The 5,578-nt window shown below is 67.5% G+C and carries 6 protein-coding genes and 1 pseudogene; all 7 read right to left on the bottom strand.

Annotated elements, in window-relative coordinates:
* Positions 1–591: IS3 family transposase (locus DI005_RS20945; protein ID WP_147263889.1), on the bottom strand; the 591-nt coding region annotated here is incomplete at its 3' end.
* A 41-nt stretch (positions 592–632) separates the two neighbouring features.
* Positions 633–866 (bottom strand): transposase, encoded by a 234-nt coding sequence (locus DI005_RS20950; protein WP_113643216.1) that lies wholly within the window; start codon positions 864–866, stop codon positions 633–635.
* Positions 867–1,052: 186 nt separating this feature from the next.
* Positions 1,053–1,874, bottom strand: a pseudogene (locus DI005_RS20955) (transposase); the annotation flags it as partial.
* 103 nt (positions 1,875–1,977) lie between these two features.
* A complete protein-coding gene (locus DI005_RS20960; protein ID WP_199543049.1) occupies positions 1,978–2,541 on the bottom strand; it encodes a hypothetical protein in 564 nt (187 codons plus the stop codon).
* A 124-nt stretch (positions 2,542–2,665) separates the two neighbouring features.
* On the bottom strand, positions 2,666–3,520 hold the full coding sequence (locus tag DI005_RS20965; protein ID WP_113643243.1) for an ABC transporter permease: 855 nt from the start codon (positions 3,518–3,520) through the stop codon (positions 2,666–2,668).
* Complete coding sequence (locus DI005_RS20970) at positions 3,517–4,389, bottom strand: ABC transporter ATP-binding protein (protein ID WP_199543051.1); 873 nt, start codon at positions 4,387–4,389, stop codon at positions 3,517–3,519. The genes DI005_RS20965 and DI005_RS20970 overlap by 4 nt, the downstream gene beginning before the upstream one ends.
* A complete protein-coding gene (locus tag DI005_RS20975; RefSeq protein WP_113643244.1) occupies positions 4,386–5,471 on the bottom strand; it encodes an ABC transporter substrate-binding protein in 1,086 nt (361 codons plus the stop codon). The genes DI005_RS20970 and DI005_RS20975 overlap by 4 nt, the downstream gene beginning before the upstream one ends.
* Positions 5,472–5,578: the final 107 nt, after the last annotated feature.

Genomic DNA, 5,578 nt, shown 5'->3' on the forward strand with positions numbered 1-5,578 from the left:
TTGCCCGGCTCGTTTCCTGGCCCAGATCCCCATCTCCAACGCGTCAAGGGCGAGATTCGTGTGCAACGAGGTCGAGACCTGCCAGCCCACGACCATTCTTGAGAACACATCGATGACGAACGCGGCATATACCCATCCCGAAAACGTCCGGATATAGGTGATATCCGCTACCCAGAGTTGGTTCGGGCGATCGGCGGTGAAGCGGCGCCCGACCAGGTCTGCCGACGAAGGTGAGGCCGCGGCGATAGTGGTCCTGGGGCGCCTGCCCCGCCGTAGACCCTGCAGGCCCTTCTGCCGCATCAGCCGCTCGACCGTGCAGCGAGCCACGCGGATTCCCTCACGGTTGAGCTGGGCATACACTTTCCGCGCCCCGTAGACGCTGTAGTTCTCACGGAACACGCGCTCAATCTCGGTGAGCAGCTCCGCATCCCGCAGGACGCGTTTTGATGGTGCGCGTTTCCTCGCTGCCCAATACGTTCTCGGAGCGATCTGTACACCCGATTCTTTCAGGACTGCGCAGATCGGCTCGACCCCGAGTTTCTTCCCCTCAACAACACGCTCGCGGTGGCCATCGATATAGTCAAAGACCACCGCGAGCGGAACCTCCCGCCGATGGGCGGAATCGTCAGAGGTTACTTGGTCTTGCGGTCGAGCTCCGCGGCGGCGAAAAACGCCGAAGCCGTCTTCAGGATCTCGTTCGCCCGCCGCAATTCACGCACCTCGCGTTCCAGCTCGGCGATCCGCGCAGCGTCGTCGCTGGTGCGGCCAGGTGCCGTGCCGGCGTCGATCTCGGCGCGCTTGACCCACGTCCGCAACGCCTCCGGGTGCACGTCCAACTGACTCGCGACCCGGCGGATGACTGCCATCCGCTGCCCCTCGCGATCCCATCCAACGCCATCCGCGTCGCCCGCTCACGCAGCTCGTCGCTGTACTTCTTCGGTGCCGGCATGCTCTGCATCCTTCCTGGAATCAAAGCCTGCACAGAACCCGGGGCGCATCAGGGACTGTCCGATTAACGGCTCTGGCCCACTTCCGGTGGCGACGCGGTGTAGTTAGCCGAGGAGGATGCGGTGGCGTAGGAGAGTGAAAGCTGCGCGTCCGTACATCTGCCGCTTGATCATCTTCGTCTTGGTGTTAATGCCTTCGGTTCGTCCATTTTGGAATGAGTAGGTGAGGGCGGCATTGACGGCGTGGCGGTCGAGCTCGAGCCCGCGAGTGAACGCGTGCAGATGGGGCAGATCCTCGGCCCGAGCCTGGTCGATCCAGCCAGTGAGGCGCATATCGTTGCCGGCGGTGGGCGCCAGAAGGGCGGCGAAGTCGCCGACGAGACCGGCCAGCGCTGTCATCTCGGGGCAGGCGGCCACCGCGGCGTCGAGCCGTTCCCGCTGGTGGTCTTTGAGCCGGTCTGGGCGGGTGAGCAGGTAACGGGCCAGGCGCCGTGGCGAGATCGCCGGCCGGTCGGATTCGACACGGCCTTGGGTGATGTAGCGGTAGAGCAGGTTGAGGCTACCGAGGTAGCCGAGCTGCTTGATCTCAGCGAACAGGTGCTGCACCGGTACGGCGTGATCGACTTCACGGCGGCGTCGCAGATGCTCCCGGTAAGGGTCAACCAACGTGGGGCGGTACTTCGGGGCCCGGACCAGCCGCTCGGGTTCGCTGATCCGGGCGTAGCGCTTGACCGTGTTCAGAGCCAGATTCAACCGACGAGCGCACTCGAGCAGCCCGACTCCGACATCCAGCAGGTCATGAACCTGTTGCCAGCGCTCGCGGGTCGTCTGGGCTTGGATGCCTTCGCGCGGCGGTGGTCCGGTCTTGCCCCACCAGCAGCTGCTGTGCGCGGCGACCTCTTTGATGACGGCTTCGGCGAGGTTGTTGGGTCGGGCCTGGGCGCGGTGCGGGGATTGCTCCGGGTCCGTTTCCCAAGCCCGCCCGCCGAACCCGGGGTGCCCATTACTGAGCACCGGGCTCTCCACGAGATCATGCCGTTTGGGTGGGGCCGGTCAGAGCGTCCGGCCAAGGGGTGGGGATGCTGTTGCCCCGGTAGCGGTATCGAGTGATCGACACCAGGTTCGGCCGGAACCCATACGAGCACGGACGGAAGTCCGCCTCGAAGATCGGTTCCAGGACCAGCTTCAGCGCCGCCTGCACCACCCGATCGGTGACGGTCGGGATCCCCAGCCGGCGAAGTTTCCCGCCAGTCTTGGGGATCATTCGTTCCCGCACAGGCAGAGGCCGAAAGGCTCCCGCCCGCAGCGACGAACGGATGTGGTTCAGGTGCGCGTGCACCCCGGATACTTCGACGTCGGCGGCGCGCACGCCGTCCACGCCCGCTGTCCGGGCCCCGGTGTTGCCCGCGACCCGTTCGAAGGCCATCACCAAGGTGGCCGGGTCGCAGACGAAGTTGAACACATCGTCGAACCGGAAGCTGTGATCGGCGACCGCCCAACGGTGCAGCTTGGTCTGCATCTTCCGTACCCGCAGCCACGCCATGTCGGCATCAGGCCACACGACCGGGACATCCACCCCGGATTCTCCGGACATTGCAGCACCGCCCTTGCGATCTCGCTGCCGCCCTTCCCCGTGTACCGGGCTCTCCCCGGCGCGGAGTACTACGGCGGCTCCGCCCCTCCCACGGCCTGGTCGGCCGACGTCTCAGGTCACGACATCAGCGCGACGACGTGGCCTGGCCTCGGCGATACGGGAGGGAGATTCTCTCCGCCCAGTCGACGATCAGGTAGAGGGCGGCGCCCATCAGCCCGGCGACGACGAGCCCCACCATGGACTCGCTGAGCGACAGGATCTGCCACGAGTGCCAGATCATGTACCCGAGCCCGCTCTGGGAGGTCAGGAACTCCACGGCGATGACGCCCAGCAGCCCCAGCCCCACGGAGATCCGCAGTCCGCCGAAGACGACGGGCAGGGCGGCGGGCATGACCACCGAAGCGGAGGTCCGCAACTGGCTCATCTTGTAGGACCGGGCCACTTTGAGGTAGATCTTCGGCACCTCGGACACCGCCGTCATCGTGCTGATCAGCATGGTGAAGAAGGGGCCGAGGCCCACCATGATGATCACCGAGTTCTCGTTCAGCCCTACGACCAGCAGGATCAGCGGGAAGAGCGCGATGCGAGGGAGCGCCTGCGTTGCCGCGACGATCGGGTTGACGACGGCCTTTACGTTCCGGGACAGCCCCATCACCAGTCCGATGAGGACTCCGGGGATCGCGCCCAGCGCCATTCCCAGCAGGAGGCGCCGGAGCGTGGTCAGCGTGTCGTCGAGCAACGAGCCCTGGACCAACAGGTACCAGCTGTCTCGCGCGATGTCCGACGGGGCGGAGAACACCCGCCGGTCGATGACCCCGGTGACCGAGAGCACCTCCCAGATGACCAGCAGCGCCACCGGCGAGACGACGGCGAACACCACCTCACGGGTCGGCCTGCGGCGGCCCCGTCGCCGGCCCGGCACCACGACGGTTCCCGAGCTCCCCGCCCGCTCAGCCTGCTCCGACGTCCTCGCGTTCATGATCCACCACCCTCGACCTCGCGGTTGTGCGTCGCCACGACCTCTTCTCGCAGCAGCTCCCACACCGCCGCGCGGAGCTCGACGAAGCGCTCGTCGCTCTGCATCTCCAGCACGTGCCGCGGGCGCGGGATGGGCACCGGCAGGATCGTCTTGACCCGACCCGGGCGGGCGCTCATCACGACGACCCGGTCCGCGAGCCTGATGGCCTCGTCGATGCTGTGCGTGATGAACAGGACGGTCTTGTTCGAGCCTTCCCAGATGGCCAGCAGCTCGTCCTGCATGAGCAGCTTCGTCTGCTCGTCCAAGGCCCCGAACGGCTCATCCATCAGCAGCACGTGGGGGTCGTTGGCGAACGCGCGAGCGATGTTCACGCGCTGGCGCATCCCACCGGACAGCTCGTGCGGATAGGAGTGCGCGAACCGCCCCAGGCCCATCCGTTCGATCATCCCAAGCGCGACGCGGCGGCGCTCTGCTTTGGGAACCCCCCGCGCCTTCAGACCGAAGGCGGCGTTGTCCAGGACGGTCAGCCAGGGGAAGACGCTCTGTTCCTGGAACACGACCGAGAGCGTCGGGCGGTCCGGCGGGAGCTCGCCGAACACGATCTCTCCCGTCGACTGCCGCTCGAGTCCGGCGATGATGTTCAGCAGGGTGGTCTTGCCACATCCGCTGGGCCCGACGACACAGACGAACTCGGCCCGCGCGAGCTCGAGGTCCGTGCTCTGCAGCGCCGTCGTCGTGCCCGACGCCGTCTCGAAGACCTTGCTCAGGTTCCTGACCTGGACCGCCGGCCGGGCGCCGGCGCTCTCGGGGGCGTCACCGAGGACGTCGACCGACCCCACCGCGGCGCGCGCGAGCTGCTCGTCCGTCACTTCTGCCCACCGCCTGTCCCGATCGCGTCGACGATCGACCCGTCGACCAGCTCGTTGACATCGATGGGCACCGTGACCAGGCCTTGCTTGGCGTAGACGTCCTGGGCCTGGGACAGCCCCGTGGTGTCGACCCTCCCGTCGGGGGAGGCGTACGGGGTCGCGCCCAGCTTGGGCAGCAGGTCCGCCGGCACCTTCCAGTACTTCACCGCGATGTTCGAGAGCTCCGGGGTCCACTGGCCGTTGCCGGCGCGCAGGTCCTCCGCCGCCTTCTGCAGACCGCGGGCGAAGGCGACCGCGGCGCAGGGGTTGTCCTTGAGGAACTGCTCCGAGGCGACCATGAGGCCGCCCTGCTGGTCGGGGCTGATCTGCTCGCCGGTCTTGTAGACCACGGCGAGCCCCTGCTCACGCATCAGGGTCGCGGCGGGCTCAACCTGTGCGGCGACGTCCACGCCGCCCCGCCTGAACAACGTGACCAGGTCGGGCGGCGCCGCCACCGAGGACTTGGCCTGCACCTGGCCACCCAGACCCGACTGCTGGATCAGGTTCTGCATCAGCAGCGACGCGCTCGAGCCCTCCGCCAGCTGCTCGAGCCGGAGGTCCTTCAACGCCGAGGGGTCGGCTTGGAGCCGGGCCGCCGCCTCCGGCGTCGCGACGATGCTGACAGTGCTGAGGTAGCCCTCCTTGTTCGCACCATAGGCCATGATGATCTTGACATCGAACCCCTGGTGCCGCGCGTTGAACAGCGGAGCGCCAAGCCCGCCCGCCAGCAGGTCGAGCCCACCGCGCGCCAGCTGCGGGAACATCTCGTTCGCGGAGCCCGGCAGCTCGGTGACCTCGGGCGTCACCCCCTCCTGCGTGAAGTACCCCTTCTCCAGCGCGATCGAGATCGGCAGAGCGCTCAGCAGGGTCGGGTTGTAGGCCAGCTTCACCGAGTAAGGCTGACCGTTCGGTGGCTGCACCGGACAGTCCGCGGCGTTCTCGGCCCCCGACGGGCCGCCGCCCGACGGTGACCCGCACGCGGCAAGCGCCGCGAACAGCAGGGGCAAGGCGGCCAGTGCCGCCCAGCGCGTGTAGGACCTCATGATCTCCTCGTTCCGTGTCAGCCGTTGTCACCGATGCCGAGGACGCGCCGTAGTGCGTCGCCGAGCAGGGTCGTAGCCTGGTCCTGGTCCCACTGCGCGTCGCGGTG

This window comes from Prauserella sp. PE36 (assembly GCF_003311655.1).
Taxonomy (GTDB): domain Bacteria; phylum Actinomycetota; class Actinomycetes; order Mycobacteriales; family Pseudonocardiaceae; genus Prauserella_A; species Prauserella_A endophytica.